This is a genomic window from Ligilactobacillus agilis DSM 20509, from assembly GCF_001436215.1.
In the GTDB taxonomy this organism is placed as follows: Bacteria; Bacillota; Bacilli; order Lactobacillales; family Lactobacillaceae; genus Ligilactobacillus; species Ligilactobacillus agilis.
On sequence record NZ_AYYP01000044.1, the window covers coordinates 1 to 20,420 of the forward strand.

Below are 20,420 nucleotides of genomic sequence, written 5' to 3' on the forward strand. Positions count from 1 at the left end.
GTATAGGGGGATTAGGAAAATATTTACATACGTCTCATTATGGAGTGCTTACGTTTATTCCACTTGACTGGTCTTTTTGATTTGCCGTCATAAAAAAGTCCCCCAGCTTATTTACTTACGCTTATAGTCACTTAAAAACAATAACCCCGCAAAAGCTGCGATTGATAAAATTAACTCCATTAGCTCACCTCACTTTTTCAACGTTTTAGTGAGTGTAACATACTTTTAAGGTTAGGTCTATTAATTTAACTTACTTTTAATTAGTTAAATTAACGACAAAAAAACACGCTAGCCCAAAAACTAGCGTGTTACTTCAGATGCTGACTAAAGGACTTGAACCTTCGACCTACGCATTACTAGTGCGTTGCTCTACCAACTGAGCTAAGTCAGCAAAACCTGATATAAATAATATATCAGATAACTAATTTAATTGCAAACTTTTTTGGCAATTTTTTTTAAAATTCTTTTGGTCGTTGCTCACTAAGCCCGAAATGATAGGCAATTGCGGCCAAAATCCGTTGACTAGCTTGCCCATCCCCATATGGATTCTGAGCTTGCGCCATTTGTTGATAAATATTAGGGTCATCTAGTAACTCTAACATCGCCGCTTTAACCTTAGCAGGTTCAGTTCCCACTAATTTCAACGTTCCCGCACTGACACCCTCTGGTCGTTCAGTGGTATCCCTTAAGACCAAGACTGGTTTACCTAACGATGGTGCTTCTTCTTGGACCCCACCAGAATCTGTCATGATAAAGTAACTTTTGGCAGCCAAGTTATGAAAATCAACCACATCTAAGGGAGCAATCAAATGGATGCGCTCATGCTTACCTAAAATTTCGTGAGCCAATTTTTGTACTTTAGGACTTAAATGCACTGGGTAGATTACTTCAACCTCTGGTCTTTGCTCAACCACTTCTAGTAAGGTCCTAAAAACCCTTGCCATCGGCTGGCCTTGGTTTTCCCGCCGGTGCATCGTCACCAAAATTAATTTGTGCCCAGGATCAAGCTTAGCCAGCAGTTCGTGTTGATAGTCAGAGCTTACCGTTTGCTTCAAAGCATCGATAGCCGTATTACCAGTTACAAAAATTTTAGCAGCGGCTTGATTTTCCTTTAACAAGTTGGCCTTACTCTCTTCTGTTGGTGCAAAGTATAAATCGGCTAAGTCGTCTGTCATTTGCCGGTTCATTTCTTCTGGGAATGGAGAATACTTGTTCCAAGTCCGCAAACCTGCCTCGACGTGTCCGATTGCCACCTGGTTATAAAAGGCAGCAACACTGGCAGCAAAGGTCGTTGTTGTATCCCCGTGAACCAAGATTATATCTGGCTTAACTACTTTAATTACTTGATCTAACTTGGTCAATACATTGGCTGTAATTTCAGTCAACGTTTGTTCTTTATGCATGATATTTAAATCATAATCAGGTACTATCTTAAAGATTTCCAAAACTTGATCGAGCATTTCCCGATGCTGGGCCGTTACAGTCGTTACTGCTTCAAACCGTTCATCTGTCTGCAAGGCTAGCACTAAGGGGGCCATCTTAATCGCCTCGGGTCTGGTACCAAATACCGTCATTACTTTAATTTTGTCCAAAAAAAGCCCTCCCTCTAATTTAATCCTTTACATTATACCATAGGTCTAACTAGGCATTTTTTGAATTTTTATGGTAAATTAAAGCTAAGTAAAATTTCGAGGTGATTTAATGACTATGACAAATTTTGAAGAAAAACTTGCAAAGTACGCCCAACTCATCATTGAAGTTGGGGTCAATGTTCAAAAAGGCCAAGCGGTTGTCTTATACATCTCCGTAACCCAACAAAAATTGGCTCACTTACTAGTCGAGAAGGCCTATCAAGCCGGAGCTAGCGAAGTTATTATTAAATGGAGCGATACTTTTAGTAACCGCCAATTCTTAAAATACGCCTCCGCAGAACGATTAAGTAACGCCCCTGAATATATCGTTAAGGAAGCTGAGTATATCGTCGCCAAAAAGGCTGCCCGGATTTCCGTAGTTTCTGAAGATCCTGGTGCTTACGCTGGCATTGACCAAAAGCGGATTGCGCAAAATCAAAAAACCATGGGGCAAGCCTTACTATCCGTACGTAAGGCCACCCAAAATAACGACCTCAGTTGGACGGTGGTTGGCGCGGCCGATGAAGCCTGGGCTAAAAAGGTTTTCCCTAACCTAGCTGGCCAAGATGCGGTTAGCCGCCTGTGGGAAGAAATCTTTAAGACTTGCCGAATTAATGAAGCAGACCCAATTGCAGCTTGGAAGGCCCATGACCAACAACTGCGTTCTAAAGCTGAGTGGTTGAATCAAGAACAATTCTCAGCGCTTCACTATACTTCGCCTCTAACCGATTTTACCGTTGGTTTGCCTAAAAACCATATTTGGGAAGCGGCTAGCAGCTTAACTCCTGATGGAATTTCTTTCATGGCTAACATGCCGACTGAAGAAGTCTTTACCGCCGCTGATTGCCACCGGATTGATGGCTACATTTGTTCTACTAAGCCACTGAGTTATGCCGGTAATATCTTGGAGGATATGAAATTCACATTTAAGGACGGTCAAATCGTTGAAGCCACCGCTAAAAAAGGCCAAGCCGTCCTCGACCACCTGCTAGAACTTCCAGGGGCACGCTCATTGGGAGAAGTTTCTTTAGTACCTGACCCTTCCCCAATCTCTCAGTCAGGTATCACCTTCTTTAACACCCTCTTTGACGAAAACGCTAGTGACCACCTAGCTTTGGGCGCTGCTTATCCAACCAACGTTCAAGGAGGAACGAACATGACAGACGAAGAACTACTAGCTCATGGGGTCAATGTTTCTCAAACCCACGTTGATTTCATGGTTGGATCTAGCGATATGAATATTGATGGCATCAAAGCCGATGGCAGCCTTGTTCCCGTCTTCAGAAATGGTGATTGGGCCTAAGAAGTCATTGACATAATTTAAAAAACTTTCTATACTTATTAAGTGTGGAAAGTTTTGTGCTTGTAGCTCAGCAGGATAGAGCAACCGCCTCCTAAGCGGTAGGTCATCGGTTCAATTCCGATCAAGCACATCGAAAATAAGCGCCGGGTTCATTTTAGAAAACGAACCCGGCGCTTATTTATTTACTCTTTGATTACAAGCTATAACTCAGTTCCAGCTGTTTGAGTAGCTTCTTATAATTATAGCTCTTAAGCCACCCTAAAAAGAAGTCACTTATCGCTAATTCAAACTTAGCTAACCAATTTTTAGCAACGAGCTGACTTTGATAAACTAACTCAACCTGATTGGCCCCTAATTTCTTTAAGTCGTAACTTCGCATCAGTTGGCCTTGGGCTAATTCAACCATGTAATGATAACTTTGATTTTGCTCGACAGCTAAAACAGTCACTGCCGCCTTATACTCTTCGTTTCCAGCCTGATACTTAGCCCCCGCTAACTCACTTGCTGCGGCCTGGTAACCTAACTCTTGACTTAAATCATCTAAGGCTGTTTGAATTAGCCGTTGATATAAAAATTCGGCTGACACATTCAGTTTGGTCTTTACCTTCATCATCATCAACTCTTTTCTGAATCCAAATCTTTCTTCTAGTGTACCGCAATCTTATTATAATTGCGAAGATTTTTACTTAGCGCGCCGCTTACCCTTATTTTTTTGATCACGCTTGCGCTTCTTTTTATGTTTACGGACCTTTTCAGTCACAGCTTGAACAGGTTTAGAAGCTTTCTGTGGTTTCCTTACCTTAGGACTACTTTTTTCCGGTAATTCCGTTACAATTTGCCCTTCGTACAGATAAGCAGTCATGAAGTGGTAGGCTTCTTTACGAATCAATTGCTTAAATAAACGCAAATCATGCTCGTTTCCTAGGTTGACTACCATCCCCTTGGCTCCCATGCGCCCTGTCCGTCCAACCCGGTGAACATAGGTGTTGTGACTGTGTGGAAGGTCGTAATTTACCACCGCAGGCAATTCCTTAATATCCAATCCCCGGGCAGCTAAATCAGTTGTTAATAGCAACCTAATTTCCCGTTTTCGCAAAGCTCGTAGCGCTGCTTGACGGTCGACTTGTCGTTGTTCACTACTGAGGGTGGCTAAAGGAACATGATGATGTCTTAATTTTTCGGCAACGTCCTTTAACGTGGCGGCCTGCTTAAAGAAGACCAGGCCATAAAAGCCATCAACGTTAGCCAGTTTGCGTAAGGCCTCTATCCGCTTTCTAGTCGGAGTCTCAATCAGATAATGGGTAACCTCTCCTTGGGTATGGTCTTGTTGTCTAACATCTACCACCGTAACCTCTACCCCAAACCACTTATGAAGTTCGTCTAAAATCTGATTTTTAGTGGCAGAAAAGAAGGCCAACTGAGTTTCGGCTGGGGCTTTGCTTACTAATTCACGACAGGTTGTTAGGGTTTGTTCTTGGCCCAAAAGTTCGTCGGCCTCGTCAATCACAATGCTCGTAAGGGTGTGTAACTTTAACTTCTTGTCGTTGGCTAGACTCAATAGACGACCTGGGGTTCCAACAACTACTTCGGGCCGTTTCTTCAATTTTTCTACTTGCCGTTTAACGTTAGCTCCCCCAATGACAGAAGTTACATTCAAATTAAGTAATTTTGCCCACGGTCTAATAACGTCAGTTAACTGGGCCGCCAATTCCTGGGAAGGCGCTAAGATTAGCAATTGGACCCCATCGCCTGGAAGAAGGCTTTCTAACAGTGGCCAGCTATAAGCCAAAGTTTTCCCCGACCCTGTGGGGGCCAACCCTAAAACGTCTTTACCCGCAGCTAATAGTGGGTAAACCGCCTCTTGAATCGGAGCTAGCTTTGTAAACCCCGCTTCTTTAAACTGTGCTTCAAACTTTTGATTCATAAAAATCCTTTCTGCTTAGTTCTCATCTTCAAAGTACAAGTTACTACTTTGGCGTAACTGATACATCACTTCGTTAACAGTTACCGTCTGTTCTAACCAAGCTTGTGCTTGCGCTTTATTTTCTGGAAGGTCTGGATTAGTTAAAACCTTGCCAAACGCTACTGCTTCTGCTAATAATTCATTTTCCGCAGGAGTTTGGCTTAAGGTGCGAGTTGTGGTTGGTGTGCGCAACTCCACTTGCTTCAAGTCGGCTGCGTTATCCATCCAAATAGTCTCTTTTAAGCCATAGATTTCACCTGGTAAATAAGAATTAGCGGTTTTACCAACATTTAAAGTCACAGTGAAATCCTGGTAAGTCAAAATCGCTATCCCCTTAGCATCTATTCCATTAGCTAGTTTAGTTGGGAAATATTGAGCGTTAAGTGGCTTGCCAAACCAACCAACCGCACAATGAACCATGTAAACCCCTAAATCCTGTAGAGCTCCCCCCGCAAATTTAGGCGAAAAGATATTGGGATTTTCACCTGCTAAATAAGCATCGTAACGAGACGAATACTTCATATAGGTTAAAGTAGCACCTTGAACTACAGGAAGCTTAGCAACCGCCTCCTTAACCGCTAAATAATTAGGTTCGTGTGTATGGCGGGCTGCTTCAAATAAAAATTGCCCCTGATGCTCAGCCAACAGCTCACGTAATTCCTGCATTTGTCCAGGGTTTAGACAAATTGGTTTTTCAACAATTACATGTTTGCCTGCTTTTATAGCCGCCTTAGCTTGACTAAAGTGTAAGCTGTTAGGCGAAGCAATGTAAACCACCTCAAAACTAGGGCTAGCCATAAATTGTTCTAAATCTGTTTTGAAATCTTGGACACTAGGGTAATCCTTGGCAAATGCTTGGGCCTTTTCAAGTTTACGTGAATAAACAGCCCGTAATTCAAATAACCCACTTTCATGGGCAGCATCAACAAAGCGTTTGGTAATCCAGTTCGTTCCCACAATTCCTAATCTTAACATTATTTTTTCACCTCGTAATAATTATTTAAGTCTATTTTACCAAACTTACATATAAAGCGGATACAAAAAGGCTTTGCATGACAAAATTATGACAAAAAAGGGCAAATATTTCAGGAAAAATAAATTTTTTGACTTTCAGTTTTTTCTCTAATTTTCGTGGTATATTAGAGAGTGAAATTTAAACTATGGTAGAGACAAAGAGAGGGGTACAAATGAAGCGCAAAAGTGGCATCGCAGTTTTAGGGCTATCAATTTTAGCGGGAGTCAATAAAGTCATCCACACCCGCAAGAAAGCAGCTATCACAACAACTGCGCTTCCTTTAATTTACGCAGGCACTTGGTTTTTTACAGACCAAAATAGCCAGCACCAACATAAGCTAGAGGTAACAATGGACTTAGATATTCTTTTGGACGGACGCAAGCTCGCTGGGACAGTCGAGAAAATCGATGAACGTGAATTGCTCTTTTTAGATAACTATGGTTACCACTTACGAATTGATGCCATCGATGCCCACCCGGTTAGCGTTTATGATGAGGCGGATAACCAAATTTACAGGTTTACCTTACAATAATTTTTCCCGGTCATTAAGGTTATTGGTTTAGTCGTTAAGCTAATAACTTTTTTCTTTTGTCAACTTTTTAGGCTATAATTAAGAAAACTAACTACTAGCTCACTCTTAAAGGATGATGACTATGATCGACTTACACGAAATTTTGGACAGGATGAATCCCAACCAAAAAATTAACTACGATAAAGTAATGCAAAAAATGACCCAACGCTGGGCTAAGGAAAATACCCGCCCCAAGATTTTACTCCATAGTTGCTGCGCCCCTTGTAGCACCTATACCTTGGAATACCTAACTCAGTTCGCAGATATTACCGTCTACTATGCTAACTCTAACATCCACCCCCGGGCCGAGTATCAACGCCGCGAATACGTGCAACAAAAATTCATTCACGATTTCAACGAAAAAACCGGCAACCAGGTCGCATTTTTAGCAGCTCCATATAAACCCCAAGAATACTTTCAAAAAGTACGGGGCTTAGAAAAGGAAAAAGAAGGCGGTGCTCGCTGCGAAGCCTGTTTTGACTACCGCCTCGATAAGGTTGCTAAAAAGGCGGTCGAACTTGGCTTTGACTACTTCGGCAGTGCCCTAACCATCAGTCCCCATAAGAATTCACAGGTCATTAATAAAGTTGGCATCGAAGTCCAAAACTTTTATGACACCCACTATTTACCAAGCGACTTCAAGAAAAACGGCGGTTATCAACGTTCCGTTGAAATGTGTAATGAGTACGACGTTTACCGTCAGTGTTATTGTGGGTGTGTCTTTGCCGCCAAGGACCAAGGCGTTGACTTTTCTAAAATCCGCCGCGAAGCCTTAGCCTTTATGGCAGGCAAAGACGGTGCCCGTGATTTTCCTGAAATTCGTTTTAACATTCAAAATTAAGTAGAATCAAAAAGCACGCTTGGTGGCGTGCTTTTTGATTATAAAAACTAGCCTTATTTACGCCAAAATGTTTGGCAATCCTTCTTATCGTTTAAATTAAATTCGATTACCTTGGCTAGTAGTTCATAAGGAACCTCTTGATCAAAGCCTACTCGAACCAACTTTTTGCCGTAGGAAAGACCAGCTTGTTGAATTTCTTTTTCAAAAACAGTAATAATCTTAGCTTCCCCCGCAAACGAAAAGTGGGCTTTGGCTACACTAAAGCCAATAATAAAAGTCCCGTGGTCAGTAAACATCGGTTGTTTCCAGGCAATCCGCCCCTCCAAGTTAGGGTAGTGTGCTTCCACCCACTTTAACACTTGGGCAAATTTTTGCCGGTGTTCTAGGTTATCAATGCCTGCCAAGTAGTCGTCGTAAAAAGCCATTCCCATCACCTACTAAAGTTTTTTGCTTAAATTATAACCTAAGCAAGTCGCTTTAAAAAAGGTTAATAATAATGTTATGCTTAAAAGAGAATCTATTTTAGGGATGGTGAACTTTATGGCAACCAGTGTTTTTTTCGGGGCGTTAGTTATTTTACTAGCAGTTTTGGCAGAGAAATTTGCCGGTAAATTTAAACTACCGGCGTTAATTTTATTCATGTTTATTGGAATGTTGTTTGGAAGTGACGGTTTATTTAAAATTCCCTTCTCAAACTATCGGCTTGCAGATCAAATCTGTTCTCTAGCCTTAGTTTTCATTATGTTTTATGGTGGCTTTAATACCAAGTGGAAAGTCGCTAAGTCAAGTGCGCCTAAATCGTTGCTCCTCTCAACTTTAGGGGTTATTATTACCGCAGGAATTACCACCGTCTTAGCCGTTTACCTGCTACATTTTAAGTTACTTGAGGCTTTGCTAATTGGGGCGGTATTGTCATCAACCGATGCGGCTAGTGTCTTTGCTATTTTGCACCAGCAAAAAGTTAACCTAAAATATAATACCGCCTCGCTTTTGGAACTTGAAAGTGGTAGTAATGACCCGGTAGCTTATTTACTTACGGCCTTAATCATTGGCTTTATCACCGGGGCCAAGCAGGTTAATATTCCCTTGGAAATCCTGTTACAAGTCAGCATGGGCCTTTGGTGGGGCTTCATCCTCGCTAAGTTAGCCGTCTACTTACTTACCCAGACTAACTTAATTGCAGAGGGGCTAGAAACTATTTTCTTAATGGGGATGATGCTTCTTTGCTACGCCCTTACGGAAGTTACTGCCGGCAACGTCTTTTTGAGCATCTACCTACTAGGACTCATTATCGGTAACGCCCAAATCGCTAATAAACAGGTTATTATTCCCTTCCTCCACGGGATTACTAGCCTCGCACAGATTCTGATCTTTTTCTTATTGGGCTTACTAACTTTCCCGCACCGCATGTTAGAAATTATTCCGACTGCCCTAATAATTGCAATCATTATCACCTTCATCGCCCGGCCTCTAGCTGTGTTTACCCTCCTTTTACCTTTCAAGGCTAAAATCAACCAGTGTTTACTCGTTGCTTGGGCCGGCTTACGGGGGGCGGCTTCCAGTGTGTTTGCTATCTTTGCACTTGCCCACGGAGTCAGCCTTAATTACGACCTCTTTCACATCGTCTTTTTAGTCTCGCTCTTTTCAATTGCCCTCCAAGGTAGCCTGCTCCCCTGGGTTGCTACCAAGTTAGATATGATTGACGAAAGCGACGATATCCGTAAAACTTTCAACGACTACCAAGCCGAATCTGCCATCACCCTCATGCGGCTCTTCGTTCCTAAAGACCACCCCTGGGTTAACCGCCCCATCAAAGACGTTCACCTACCAAGCGGTTCATTAGCTTTGATGATTAAACGTAATAGCAAAACCATCATCACCAAGGGGGATACCATTATTTTAGGCGGTGACATCCTCATCTTAAGTGTGCCAGCTTATGAAACTAAGGGTAACGAAACCCTTAACGAAATTAACATCGACGCTAACCACCCTTGGGCCGGTCAAAAAATCGCAACCCTTAATTTACCCGATAATATGTTGATTGCCTTAATTATTCGGGGCGAAGAAAACCTAATTCCCGATGGTAACACCGTAATAGAACCTAGCGACACGGTCGTATTATACCATTAAGTTTTTCACTAACAGCCTTTACTTAGACTTAACTCTAAGTGCTATACTGAAGGCGAAAGCGAGATGATTCCTATGAATGATAGATTAGTTATTTACTTTTCTCAAACTAAACGAACTGAAAAAATCGCCAACTTGATTGGCCAAGCTTGTAAGGCTAGCCCATACCCTATTCAGGTCACAGTGCCATACAGTTCTAAAGATTTAGATTGGACGCTGCCAAATAGTCGGGCTAACCAAGAAATGGAAAATCCGGCAGCCCGGCCTGACCTCAAGCCCCTCAAGCTAGAATTAACCGGCGAACCAAAAATCTTTTTAGGCTATCCGCTTTGGTGGTCACAGGCCCCTAGAGCAATCAACACCTTTCTAGACACCTACGATTTAAGCGGCTATAAGCTTTACCTATTTTGTACTTCTGGTAGCAGTTCAATCGATAAAAGCGTCCGCGAACTAAGCAAAACCTATCCGCAGCTAAACATTCAAGCTGCACATCGCTTTGCAAACGACACCACCCTAGCTCAAATTGAGACTTGGCTAAAATCTTTATAAAGTAAAAGAAACTGGAACTTTGTTAGCAAAATTCCAGTTTCTTTTGTTAGGATTAATGAGCAAATTGACTGTTGTATAAGTCAGCATAAAAACCATCCTGGGCCATCAACTGACTATGATTACCAGTTTCGACAATACTTCCGTGCTGCATTACGATAATGTTATCAGCATCACGAATAGTCGATAACCTGTGGGCTACCACGAAACTAGTTCGCCCAGCTAATAATTTTTCCATCGCCTTTTGAATCAAGATTTCAGTCCGGGTATCAACCGAACTGGTGGCTTCATCTAAAATCAAGATTTCTGGGTTAGCCAAGAAAGCACGCGCAATCGTAATTAGCTGTCTTTGCCCTTGGGAGATGTTACTTGCTTCCTCGTTCAAGACCGTATCATAGCCGTCCGGTAGCTGCCTTACAAAGGTGTCTACGTGGGCAGCCTTAGCAGCCGCAATAATTTCTTCATGGCTAGCATCCTCGCGCCCATACTTGATATTATCGTAAATCGTCCCCGTAAATAACCAGGTATCCTGAAGCACCATGGCGAAGTGTTTACGTAAGCCCGCCCGGCTTAACTTTCTGGTATCCACACCATCTAAGCGGATTGCCCCTCCTTTGATGTCATAGAACCGTTCTAACAGGTTAATCAAGGTCGTCTTCCCTGCACCAGTTGGCCCAACGATTGCCACCATTTGACCTGGTTTAACCGCTAAATTGAAATCAGTCATCAAAATCTTATCGTCACTGTACCCAAATTTAACGTGATCAAACGTGACCTTATTAGCCGCAAATTTCGGCTCGTCTGCTTGAGCTTGAACTTGCGCCATTTCTTCTTCATCCAGCAGTTCAAAAATTCGTTCAGCCGAAGCGACCGTTGATTGGATGGTATTAGCAATATTGGCTATTTGGGTAATCGGCTGCGTAAATTGGTTAACATATTGTAGGAAGGCTTGAACGTTACCTAAAGTTACCTGGCCTTTAGCAACTTGAATCCCCCCGACAACTGCCACTAGCACATAGCCGATATTTTTAACTAGATTCATCAACGGCATAATAAAGCCAGAGATAAACTGCGCCTTCCAAGAACTCCGGTAATAATTTTCATTTTCCTTTTCAAATTCCGCAATCGTGGCCGCTTCCTTATTAAAGGTTTTAACCACTGTATGCCCCGCGTAATTTTCTTCCACCTGGTTATTAATTAACCCCAAGCTTTTTTGTTGGGCCGCAAAATACTTTTGTGACCGCGGGGCCACCACAGCCACCACAATTAAGCCTAGCGGAATTGTGATACAAGCAATCAAGGTTAACTTCCAACTGATGCTTAACATCATGAAGAAGACCCCGACGAAGGTAACTATACTGGTTACTAATTGGGCCAAACTTTGTTGCAACGTCCCCGCGATATTATCCATATCGTTGACAGCCCGGGACATAATATCCCCGTTTTCGTGGGTATCATAATAATTAATCGGTAGGCGTTGCATTTTTTCCTTCAAATCTTTACGTAATTTATACACAATTTTTTGGGAAACGTTAGCCATAATTACCTGTTGTGCAAAGGCCAAGGCTGCAGAAATCAAATACATTACCGCTACCACCAACAAAATATGCTTAATCTTGGTAAAGTCGATTGGATAAGCACTAAGTTGCTGGCCCATCTTCATTTGCTGGTAACCCTTCATGATGCCGGCAAAAATTGTGGTAGTCGCTTCCCCTAAAATTTTAGGCGTTCTAATTTGGAAGATAACTGAGCCCACCGCAAAGATTAATACTACCAAAAAGCTCCACTTCCAAGGGCCCATAAAGTTAACTAACCTCTTAACAGTTCCCCAAAAGTTTTTTACCCCTTGGGGTTTCTTACCCATTTGATGTCCATGTGGTCCCACTAAACTTCCTCCTCTCTTAGTTGTGAATGTAAAATTTCCTGGTAGACTGGGTTGGTTTGCTTCAACTCTTCGTGCGTCCCCATCCCTGCTACCTTACCTTCGTCTAAGACAATAATCTTATCCGCTTGGGTAACGGTTGAAATTCTTTGGGCTACAATTACAACAATGCCACGACTAATTCGTTCATCCGCGCTCAAAGCCTGGCGTAACTTAGCATCAGTCTTAAAATCTAGCGCTGAAAATGAGTCGTCAAAGACATAAATTGATGCGTCCTTAATTAAAGCCCGCGCAATAGCTAGTCGTTGCTTTTGTCCGCCAGAAAAGTTATCCCCGTTTTGTTCGACCACGGCGTCTAGCCCTCCGTCTAATTTGGAAACAAAATCTTTGGCTTGAGCAATCTCTAGGGCTTGCCAGATTTCTTCATCACTAGCATCGGCTTTTCCAAACTGCATATTCGAACGAATCGTCCCCTTAAAAAGCACCGCCTTTTGTTGAACAAAAGCAATTTGGGCATGTAAGTCGGCTTGGCTTAAGCGGCGGATATCTTGCCCGTTAACTTTAACTGCCCCAGTTTCTACATCAAATAAACGCGGAATTAGGTTAATCAAGGTCGATTTTCCCGCCCCGGTACCACCAATCACCGCTAAAGTTTGTCCAGCTTTCATTTTAAAGCTCAAATCTTCTAAGACACGTTTTTCTGCCCCGGCGTAACGGAAGGAAACCTGGTCATATTCGAGGCTTGCTTGTGCTTGCGGCTTAACTTGTTTTGAAACAGGCGCATCAACGATGCTATTTTCTTTTTGTAGCACTTCATTAATCCGACTAGCTGCTGCTTGAGCTCGGGGGATAAAGACAAAAATCATCGACAGCATCATAAAACTAAATAAGACCATGGCTGCGTAAGTCATGAAGGAAACTAATTTACCAACTTCCATATCCATTGACCCGATTAGCTTGCCTCCAAACCAAACAATCCCCATATTGGTCCCGTTTAAGATTAAAGTCATAATTGGAAACATCAAGGAAACGATGCTAAAAACCTTAATCCCAGTTAGTGTGTAGTCTTTGTTAGCTTGATCAAAGCGTTCTTGTTCAAATTCATCTTGGTTGAAAGCCCGAATAACTCGAACCCCCGTCAGCCCCTCTCTAAAGACCAAGTTAATCTTATCAATTTGTTTTTGCAGTTTCTTAAAGAGCGGAACCGCTGAACCCATAACCAATGCAATCGCAATTAGTAAGAGGGGAATAGAAACGGCAAAAACGCTGGTTAAGCGTCGCTCCGTTGTGAAGGCCATAAAACCGGCCCCAAGTAACATTAAGGGTGCTTGAATCATCATCCGTAACATCATAATCACTACATTTTGAATTTGCAAAACGTCATTAGTCGTCCGCGTGATTAATGAAGAGGTTCCTAAATCATCAATTTCTTTGTTACTAAAGGATAATACCCGTTTAAAAATATTTGACCGGATTCGCATCCCCATCTTTTGAGCTTGAGTTGCCGCAAAGTATACGTTAAACAAAGCTGCAATCAGACCGACGAATGCAATTCCTAGCATTTGACCACCTACATGCCAAATATAAGCTGTATCACCCTTAGCTACCCCATTATCAATTAACTTTGAGGTTAGGTTGGGTAGGTACAGGTCACACATTACTTGGATTCCCAAGAAAATTACCGCTCCTAGAACTGCCCACCAATCTAGATATTTTTTCATCAACCGAATCACATTAACACTTCCCTTCCGTTTTCCCCGCTCCGTACTGGAGTAAATCGAGCATGCGCTTATAGTTTTGCTTTAAGCGTTCTAAATCAGCTTTACCCTGGGCTTGTTTCATAACTAAACCCTGCATAATCGTGTGGAATATCCCCCCCACAACAAGGTTATTCAACATTTTAAAATCTTCAAAGTCGCTTAAGTTCAACTTAGACTTATCCACAAACCGATAGATAAAGCGGGCATCGCGCTCATCTTCTAACCTAGGCGCTTTCTTTTGGTGAAACTTATGAAAGACTTCAAAGCTACGCGCTTCCATCATCTTAGCGTAAAACAAGGCGTCATCACCTTGAAACACTTCGTCAACAATTAAGTCAATGTAGCTTCTAAAACTAGCAAAGTAATCTCCTTGGTTAGCCCGCAAAATTTTGACTAACTTTGCCCCGTAGTCTTTTTTCATCATTTGTCCGTAGTAGGCGTACAGATCCGCTTTATCCTCAAAGTACTGATAAAAACTCCCGCGTGAAATATTAGCCCGCTCGATAATGTGACTGATAGAAGCCTCGCTAAAACTATAGGTCCTAAATTCTACCTGCGCTGCATCTAATAGTCGTTGCCGTTTTTCGGCTGGCAGATTAAAAAAGGTTTGCTTGGGCATAAAAAATCCTCCTTTTGAATGCCAAATTTAAGAGCCCGTCCTAAAACAAGCTCTCATAGTTACTATTCTTTTCGTAATGAATCAACCGGATCCAATTTAGAAGCACGGTTAGCTGGCATCATTCCGGCTAACATACTAATTAGGATACTGATTACTAACCCACTAATTACATATTGGGGGGTAATTGCCACCACGTTAATCTCAAACATCGCTTGTGAGAAATGGTTAGCAATTAAACTTAGAATCCAGGTTACCAAGTCACCTAGCGCTCCGGCACTTAAACCAATCAAGAAGGCTTCCGAAACAAAGATGCGGCGAATATCTTTCCGGCGCGCACCTAATGCCTTTAAGACTCCAATTTCCTTAGTTCTTTCAACTACTGAAATGTTAAGGACAACTAAAATCATAATTGCGGAGACGATTAGGGAAATAGCCGCAATTCCCGTCAAGACGTCGGTGATGATGGTTAACATGTCGCTAAACATATCCGTCATCGCTTCTTGCATCGAGCCACTATAACCCAAGTCCTTTACCTTATCTTTTACCCGGCTAGTTGCATCCTTATCCTTAGCTGTTAAGTAGATAACGTTAGGCTTTAGGTTAGTCCCCGTTTCCTTATATAGGCTCGCCAAATCGGAATAACGGGCTAAGATGGTCGCCGTTGATGAACCACTAGCTGAAAGTGAGTAAGTGCCGGCTACCTTAAAGGTCTTTTCAATTTGCTTAGAGTCTACGGTTAAATGAAGGGTAACCTTCTTGCCAATCATATTCTTCCCCAAGATATCCGCGGTCCCAGCATCAATTAAGATTTCATTTTTACCAGGACGCTTGCCTTGCCGAATATTGGAATCAGTTACCGCTGACGACATTGTTTGCAGTTGGACAATGCTTGCCTCTTTATTTTTATACTTAACCGTCGTAGTTCCTAGCGAAATGGTTGAAAAACCTTTCTGTGCCTTAGTCACATCCTTCAAGGAAGCCAGTTTCTTAATCTCCTTTTGACTAAAACCACTATCATTACCGGTACCCGTCAACGCCTTCAACATATCTTGGTTAGCTTGGGCCTGCGCAGCCGAATTGCCATTAGTTTGCGTAGCCATCTGCTTTTGGTTTGAAGTTCCATTCTTATGAACCTCTGTTACCTTAGGATTGGTATACGAGTTCATGGTCGACTTCACGTAGGAAGTAACCCCCTTACCTAAGGAAAGCATCAAAACAACCGACATAATTCCAATGCTTGAACCTACAGCAACTAAAGCGTTGCGACCAAACTTAGCCTTCATGTTGAGCAAAGCTAACCTAAAGGCGTTATACCAGCTCATATTCTTAACTGCAACTTGTTCTTTATTCTGACTATCTTCAATTACTAACTCTTCTTGCCTGAAGTCTTCTAACAACTGGCCGTTATCAATTCTTAAAACCCGGCTACAATGCGAAGCTACCCTTTCCGAGTGAGTAACCATTAAAACAAGCTTACCACTTTTGGCAATGTCTTTAATCAACTCTAACACCGTATCAGTTGTCTCTGCATCTAAAGCCCCAGTCGGTTCGTCGGCAATTATCATGTCAGGATCGTTTATCAAAGCCCGTGCAATTGCCACCCGCTGCTTTTGCCCACCAGAAATTGCGTCCGGCTTCTTATAAATATGTGCTTCGAGGCCAACCTGCTTCAAAAGCTCTTTAGCCCGCGCTTCCCTCGTTTTTTGATCGACATTCGACAAAGTCATTGCCATGGCAACGTTATCTAATAGACTTAAGTGTGGAATCAAATTAAAGTTTTGAAAAATAAAGCCAATGCTTTTCTTGTGATAGTCCACTAACTCTTGCTTACTGTAAGTGGCTAAATTCTTACCTTCATAAATAATTTGTCCGCCAAAATCGGAATCCAAGACCCCAATCGTATTCATTAAGGTTGATTTCCCGCTACCAGATTCACCTACAATTGCTACTAATTCTCCCGCTTCAAAGGACGCACTAATTCCTTTTAGCGCCTGAAAGCTACCACCACCAGCTAATTTATAGGTCTTGGTCACGTTCTTTAATTCTAAAACTGCCATCAGCCCAATCCTTTCTCTATCATTTAATATGACAATATGTCATATGACACATTGTCATATTACGCTTTTTCAAACTGACTGTCAAGAAAAAAAGAGTGCTGATAAATTAACTTTTTATCAACACTCTTTTATTTAAATAGAATTATAAAGTTTTGGCCATTTCAACCGTTTTATTCACCAATGCCATCTGCGCATCTATCAAAGGTATATTGCGTAATGGCTCCCGTTCTTGCGCAAGCGACAATTCTGTACAACCTAAAATTACCGCATCACACTTTAAATCTGTTATCATTTTGGTAACAATTTTTCGATAGAGAGCAGCATCAACATAATTATTAACTTTAATCTTCTCATAAATCAATTCTGTTGTTAGGCTGAGTAACTCTTCATTTGGCTTAATCAATTCAAACCCTGCACTTATAACAGCATTATCATAGATACCATGCATAATTGTACCCCTAGTAGCCAAAATTCCTACCCTTTTTGCACGTGAGTAGCTAATCTTTATACTATTAACTGCCTCTTGTGGCATGTGTAATAACGGTGCATTCGCTTCTTCGCTTAATTGTTTATAAAAATAATGAGCTGTATTGCAAGGTAAAGTATAAAAGCTTGGTTTTAATTGATTTAACGCCTTGATATCTGCTAACAGGTCAAGTAACGGATTCGGCTGATTATGATCTAAAATATAACTTGTCCGATCAGGAATTGTAGCATGGTTAAGCAAAATATAATTAAGATATTCTTGATCACTTCTCGCATTAGTCGCCAAATTTATTTGATGAATATAACTTTCAGTGGCCATTGTTCCCATTCCACCGATAATAGCAAAAAAATTTTCCATTCTATCCTATACCACACATACTCTAAATTTTCACACGACTTGCAATATCCATTTGCGTATCTTCCGCAAAGAAAACTCCATACCACATAATAAAGGCATAAATCATGTAAATTTTCTCCATAATTGAATGACCATTCAAGTGCGAGTCAAACATTTCATTTAAGGCATCCGTATTAAAGAACTTCTTAGCTATATCTGAATTGAACGCAGTTCTAATCTCTTTTTGATATTGTTCGTCCTTCATCCATAATGCCAATGGCGATGGAAAACCTAATTTTTCACGCTTAGCAACCTTTGGTGGAAGTTCACCAACAGCAGCCGTTCTTAGCGCTGTTTTTGTCTCATTCTTGTTAATCCGACAATTTACAGGTAAACTAGCTGCATATTGGCCCACTTTATAGTCAACTAATGGTGTACGTAACTCCAGTGAATTAGCCATACTCATTCTATCTGCTTTTTGTAAAATATCAAACGGCAACCAAGCGTTGATATCAAAGTACTGCATTTGTGAAATTTGGTCTAAGTCCTTCACTTGGTCAAAAATGTGCTTAGTGTATTGACCCGCGTCCATGTTTCTTTCAGGATGTTTCATAATCTTATTACGTTCACTCTCATTGAAAGCAAAGTTCAAACGATAATACCGTTCATTTAATGGTTGCGCTCCTCTTACCAAGAAACGCCGACCGTGGAATGGTTTTCGCTTTTCAGCCCACTTTGCTAAGGATTTCCTAATCGTTAACGGTACTAATCTCTCATAACGACCATAAGGAATTGCCTCTAAATAAGTATTGTAACCTCCAAAGAATTCGTCTGCCCCTTCACCTGACAAGGCAACTTTAACGTGCTTGCTTGTTTCTTTAGACAAATAGTACAGTTGGACAGCAGATGGATTAGGGAGGGGTTCATCCATATAATACATAACTGATGGCACCGCCTTAAAGAAGTCATCCTTATCCATATACACCGGTGTATTTTTTTGCTTTATTTCCTTTGCAAAAGCACTTGACCAATCTAATTCACTGATATTAGAGTTCTTGAAGCCTAGTGAAAATGACTGAATATCCTTTAATTTACTTGCTTCATTTAGTACAAACGATGAGTCAACCCCACTGGAAAGGAAAGAGCCAACTTCCACATCAGCAATCATGTGTGCTTTAACAGATTCATCAACTAACTCTTTTATTTCTTTAGCACTAGTAGGCACTGTTTTTTCAGAGTTGATATCATACGTAAACTTAAAGTATTGTTGCTTGGTCGTTTCTCCACTAATTTTATGGATTAAGTATTGACCGGGCATTACTTTATAGACATGCTTAAATAACGTATCTTTTGAAGGAATATATTCAAAAGATAAGTAAATTGGTAACAATTCTTCGTTAAATTCTTTTTTAAAATGCGGATTTTCTAAAAATGCTTTAATTTCTGAAGCCCACATGAAATTTTGCCCATCGTCATAATAATAAAGGGGCTTAATCCCATAGTGATCTCGCGCTAAGAAAACTTCTTCTTTTTTTGCATCGTATATAGCAAATGCAAACATTCCTCGTAACTTATCTAAAAGTTTAGGACCCCAGGCATCGTAGCCATGAATTAAAACCTCGGAATCGACGTTAGTAGCAAAATTATAGCCCATTCCTTCCAATTCTGCTCTAATTTCCTTGAAATTATAAATTTCGCCATTAAAGGTTAGTACCTTTTGCTCGCTTGGAACGTTCATTGGTTGAGCGCCATGAGCCAAATCAATAATAGACAACCTTCTAAAACCCATGCTAACATTTTGATCAACAAAATACCCTTCGTCGTCTGGACCACGGTGCTTAATTCTATCAGCCATCTTTTCTATAACGGTTTGATTGTCAATGTCTTCTCTACTAATAAATCCAGTAAATCCACACATAATTATCCTTCTCCCATATTTAATAAGCTCATTTTTTTATTTTATCGGCATACATTGCAAGTAATTTAGTATAGTAACGCCATGTTCTCTTATAAAGTAACCAACGCTTCAAACTGACATCCTTTGAATACCAAAATGTATTTCCATACCTTTTATTCGCAATCATTCTTCTTGCAACTTGTTTACCTTGTGATTCACGCGCATATTTCAAAAAGGTTTTAGGGGCCAAACCTAACCACAACATTAACTTTTCACTATCTTGGTTAGCATATTGGCAAACACCGACTAAATCGTTATTAATATAATCTCTTATTAACCAAGCTGCTAAATTATCACCGGTTAGAGTTGTATAAAAGCTACTCCGGCCTTGCCGGGTATTAATTTCGAAAAATTTAAAACTTTGATCACGACTATCATATTTAAGATCAAAATTAGCATAACCAGTATAGTTAATCTTTTCTAAAAATTCCTTAACTGTGTCATACAGTTGTTGGTCATATTCAGGTAAAACTGCCAAATAATTTCCTATTGCTTCTGGTGATGGATCTTCTAATAAGGGGTGTCCTAAACTCATAAATTTCACTTTATGATCTTTTCCCACGTAAGCATTTAAAACTCTGTCATTACTATCATCACCCGGAATATACTCTTGAACAATTAGATTTCCTTGATATCCCGCCATTTCAATTTTAGCTAACTCATCTTTTGCTTCTTGATAAGAATTGATGATGTAAGCCTTCCTTTTATCATCAATTTCAGCATCTCTCCAAGCAATTCGACTTGCCGGTTTAATAATTAAAGGATATTCAAAACTGGTTAAAACCTCTAAGTACTTTCCGTCGTCATCGGACAAGTTAATTATCTTTGTCTTGGGATACGGAAGCTGGAATTTTTCACATAGTTCGTAAAAAGATTCCTTTTTTACCAACTGCTTAATCAATTCATAATCTGCTACAGGACAAATAAAGCTTTCAGCCAACTCTGCCTTATGTTTACTCAATAAATCAGTATAGCCATCCCCACAAGAAACTAAAATCACCTTTTCATTATCGTTTACGTCGTTCTTTAATTGACGCATTGTTTCAATAAATACAGGGTCGGTATTAAATCCAGGGATAATCTTGACGTTCATAATGCTAGAATACCGAATCGGTGACAACCAACCCGCGGCATATACATCTACCCTTTTCTCTTGTAATTCATAAAAAGACCTAGCCATCCCGTATGCATTAAAGTCACTGCCCAATAATATAATTCTATAACTCTCCAAAAAAATAGCTCCTCTTGATAATTTATTTCGAATCAACAATTTCCCGTTAATTAAATAAACCTTAGTCCATTTTAAGAAAAAAAAAAAAAAAAAA

The 20,420-nt window shown here is 40.8% G+C and carries 17 protein-coding genes and 2 tRNA genes; 6 read left to right on the plus strand and 13 right to left on the minus strand.

Going from position 1 to position 20,420, the window contains the following annotated elements; all coding sequences use genetic code 11:
* Positions 1–318: 318 nt before the first annotated feature.
* Positions 319–391: transfer RNA gene (locus tag FC14_RS05380), tRNA-Thr, on the minus strand.
* 64 nt (positions 392–455) lie between these two features.
* Entirely contained in the window at positions 456–1,592 is a 1,137-nt protein-coding gene (gene wecB, locus FC14_RS05385; RefSeq protein WP_056976800.1) for a non-hydrolyzing UDP-N-acetylglucosamine 2-epimerase, read from the minus strand.
* A 109-nt stretch (positions 1,593–1,701) separates the two neighbouring features.
* Here wecB and FC14_RS05390 point away from each other — a divergent pair, with 109 nt between their 5' ends.
* Positions 1,702–2,934 carry an aminopeptidase gene (locus FC14_RS05390; protein WP_056976801.1) on the plus strand — a complete coding sequence of 411 codons (1,233 nt, stop codon included), beginning with the start codon at positions 1,702–1,704 and terminating at the stop codon, positions 2,932–2,934.
* Between the two features lie 56 nt (positions 2,935–2,990).
* Positions 2,991–3,064 (plus strand) — tRNA-Arg (locus FC14_RS05395).
* Positions 3,065–3,127: 63 nt separating this feature from the next.
* Here the strand turns inward: FC14_RS05395 and FC14_RS05400 are convergent.
* From FC14_RS05400 to FC14_RS05410, 3 genes are all read right to left on the minus strand, one after another.
* Positions 3,128–3,544 carry a DUF3284 domain-containing protein gene (locus FC14_RS05400; protein ID WP_162258660.1) on the minus strand — a complete coding sequence of 139 codons (417 nt, stop codon included), beginning with the start codon at positions 3,542–3,544 and terminating at the stop codon, positions 3,128–3,130.
* 72 nt (positions 3,545–3,616) lie between these two features.
* A complete protein-coding gene (locus FC14_RS05405) occupies positions 3,617–4,858 on the minus strand; it encodes a DEAD/DEAH box helicase (protein ID WP_056976803.1) in 1,242 nt (413 codons plus the stop codon).
* 15 nt (positions 4,859–4,873) lie between these two features.
* Positions 4,874–5,872: a Gfo/Idh/MocA family protein gene (locus FC14_RS05410; RefSeq protein ID WP_056976804.1), complete on the minus strand. Its 999-nt coding sequence runs from the start codon at positions 5,870–5,872 to the stop codon at positions 4,874–4,876.
* 212 nt (positions 5,873–6,084) lie between these two features.
* Here FC14_RS05410 and FC14_RS05415 point away from each other — a divergent pair, with 212 nt between their 5' ends.
* On the plus strand, positions 6,085–6,444 hold the full coding sequence (locus FC14_RS05415) for a DUF4828 domain-containing protein (RefSeq protein WP_050610863.1): 360 nt from the start codon (positions 6,085–6,087) through the stop codon (positions 6,442–6,444).
* A 121-nt stretch (positions 6,445–6,565) separates the two neighbouring features.
* Entirely contained in the window at positions 6,566–7,324 is a 759-nt protein-coding gene (locus FC14_RS05420) for an epoxyqueuosine reductase QueH (RefSeq protein ID WP_050610862.1), read from the plus strand.
* Between the two features lie 53 nt (positions 7,325–7,377).
* Here FC14_RS05420 and FC14_RS05425 read toward each other — a convergent pair whose 3' ends face one another.
* On the minus strand, positions 7,378–7,749 hold the full coding sequence (locus FC14_RS05425) for an iron chaperone (protein WP_050610861.1): 372 nt from the start codon (positions 7,747–7,749) through the stop codon (positions 7,378–7,380).
* 115 nt (positions 7,750–7,864) lie between these two features.
* Between FC14_RS05425 and FC14_RS05430 the strand changes: the two genes are divergently transcribed.
* Entirely contained in the window at positions 7,865–9,454 is a 1,590-nt protein-coding gene (locus tag FC14_RS05430) for a potassium/proton antiporter (RefSeq protein ID WP_056976846.1), read from the plus strand.
* Positions 9,455–9,526: 72 nt separating this feature from the next.
* Positions 9,527–10,000, plus strand: coding sequence for a flavodoxin (locus tag FC14_RS05435; RefSeq protein WP_162258661.1), 474 nt, complete (start codon positions 9,527–9,529; stop codon positions 9,998–10,000).
* Positions 10,001–10,052: 52 nt separating this feature from the next.
* Here the strand turns inward: FC14_RS05435 and FC14_RS05440 are convergent, their stop codons facing one another.
* The 7 genes from FC14_RS05440 to FC14_RS05470 all read right to left on the minus strand — a co-directional run bounded on the left by FC14_RS05440 (position 10,053) and on the right by FC14_RS05470 (position 20,275).
* Positions 10,053–11,861 carry an ABC transporter ATP-binding protein gene (locus FC14_RS05440; protein ID WP_056976847.1) on the minus strand — a complete coding sequence of 603 codons (1,809 nt, stop codon included), beginning with the start codon at positions 11,859–11,861 and terminating at the stop codon, positions 10,053–10,055.
* Positions 11,862–11,881: 20 nt separating this feature from the next.
* On the minus strand, positions 11,882–13,612 hold the full coding sequence (locus tag FC14_RS05445; protein ID WP_056976806.1) for an ABC transporter ATP-binding protein: 1,731 nt from the start codon (positions 13,610–13,612) through the stop codon (positions 11,882–11,884).
* Position 13,613: 1 nt separating this feature from the next.
* Positions 13,614–14,258, minus strand: a complete 645-nt coding sequence (locus FC14_RS05450) for a TetR/AcrR family transcriptional regulator (protein WP_056976807.1) — start codon at positions 14,256–14,258, stop codon at positions 13,614–13,616.
* 62 nt (positions 14,259–14,320) lie between these two features.
* Positions 14,321–16,315 carry an ABC transporter ATP-binding protein/permease gene (locus FC14_RS05455; RefSeq protein WP_056976808.1) on the minus strand — a complete coding sequence of 665 codons (1,995 nt, stop codon included), beginning with the start codon at positions 16,313–16,315 and terminating at the stop codon, positions 14,321–14,323.
* Between the two features lie 142 nt (positions 16,316–16,457).
* Positions 16,458–17,159 carry an aspartate/glutamate racemase family protein gene (locus FC14_RS05460; RefSeq protein WP_056976809.1) on the minus strand — a complete coding sequence of 234 codons (702 nt, stop codon included), beginning with the start codon at positions 17,157–17,159 and terminating at the stop codon, positions 16,458–16,460.
* Between the two features lie 22 nt (positions 17,160–17,181).
* Positions 17,182–19,056 (minus strand): asparagine synthase (glutamine-hydrolyzing), encoded by a 1,875-nt coding sequence (gene asnB / locus FC14_RS05465; RefSeq protein WP_056976810.1) that lies wholly within the window; start codon positions 19,054–19,056, stop codon positions 17,182–17,184.
* Between the two features lie 28 nt (positions 19,057–19,084).
* Positions 19,085–20,275 (minus strand): carboxylate--amine ligase, encoded by a 1,191-nt coding sequence (locus FC14_RS05470; RefSeq protein ID WP_056976848.1) that lies wholly within the window; start codon positions 20,273–20,275, stop codon positions 19,085–19,087.
* Positions 20,276–20,420 lie beyond the last annotated feature (145 nt).

What these genes read in the sequence shown, in the direction of transcription:
- FC14_RS05440 (WP_056976847.1), bottom strand. Translation starts at nt 11,861, where the DNA reads ATGGGTAAGAAACCCCAAGGGGTAAAAAACTTTTGGGGAACTGTTAAG.
- FC14_RS05435 (WP_162258661.1), top strand. Translation starts at nt 9,527, where the DNA reads ATGAATGATAGATTAGTTATTTACTTTTCTCAAACTAAACGAACTGAA.
- FC14_RS05400 (WP_162258660.1), bottom strand. Translation starts at nt 3,544, where the DNA reads ATGAAGGTAAAGACCAAACTGAATGTGTCAGCCGAATTTTTATATCAA.
- FC14_RS05425 (WP_050610861.1), bottom strand. Translation starts at nt 7,749, where the DNA reads ATGGCTTTTTACGACGACTACTTGGCAGGCATTGATAACCTAGAACAC.
- FC14_RS05430 (WP_056976846.1), top strand. Translation starts at nt 7,865, where the DNA reads ATGGCAACCAGTGTTTTTTTCGGGGCGTTAGTTATTTTACTAGCAGTT.
- FC14_RS05470 (WP_056976848.1), bottom strand. Translation starts at nt 20,275, where the DNA reads ATGGCTAGGTCTTTTTATGAATTACAAGAGAAAAGGGTAGATGTATAT.
- FC14_RS05410 (WP_056976804.1), bottom strand. Translation starts at nt 5,872, where the DNA reads ATGTTAAGATTAGGAATTGTGGGAACGAACTGGATTACCAAACGCTTT.
- FC14_RS05405 (WP_056976803.1), bottom strand. Translation starts at nt 4,858, where the DNA reads ATGAATCAAAAGTTTGAAGCACAGTTTAAAGAAGCGGGGTTTACAAAG.
- FC14_RS05415 (WP_050610863.1), top strand. Translation starts at nt 6,085, where the DNA reads ATGAAGCGCAAAAGTGGCATCGCAGTTTTAGGGCTATCAATTTTAGCG.
- FC14_RS05390 (WP_056976801.1), top strand. Translation starts at nt 1,702, where the DNA reads ATGACTATGACAAATTTTGAAGAAAAACTTGCAAAGTACGCCCAACTC.
- asnB (WP_056976810.1), bottom strand. Translation starts at nt 19,056, where the DNA reads ATGTGTGGATTTACTGGATTTATTAGTAGAGAAGACATTGACAATCAA.
- FC14_RS05450 (WP_056976807.1), bottom strand. Translation starts at nt 14,258, where the DNA reads ATGCCCAAGCAAACCTTTTTTAATCTGCCAGCCGAAAAACGGCAACGA.
- FC14_RS05460 (WP_056976809.1), bottom strand. Translation starts at nt 17,159, where the DNA reads ATGGAAAATTTTTTTGCTATTATCGGTGGAATGGGAACAATGGCCACT.
- FC14_RS05455 (WP_056976808.1), bottom strand. Translation starts at nt 16,315, where the DNA reads ATGGCAGTTTTAGAATTAAAGAACGTGACCAAGACCTATAAATTAGCT.
- FC14_RS05420 (WP_050610862.1), top strand. Translation starts at nt 6,566, where the DNA reads ATGATCGACTTACACGAAATTTTGGACAGGATGAATCCCAACCAAAAA.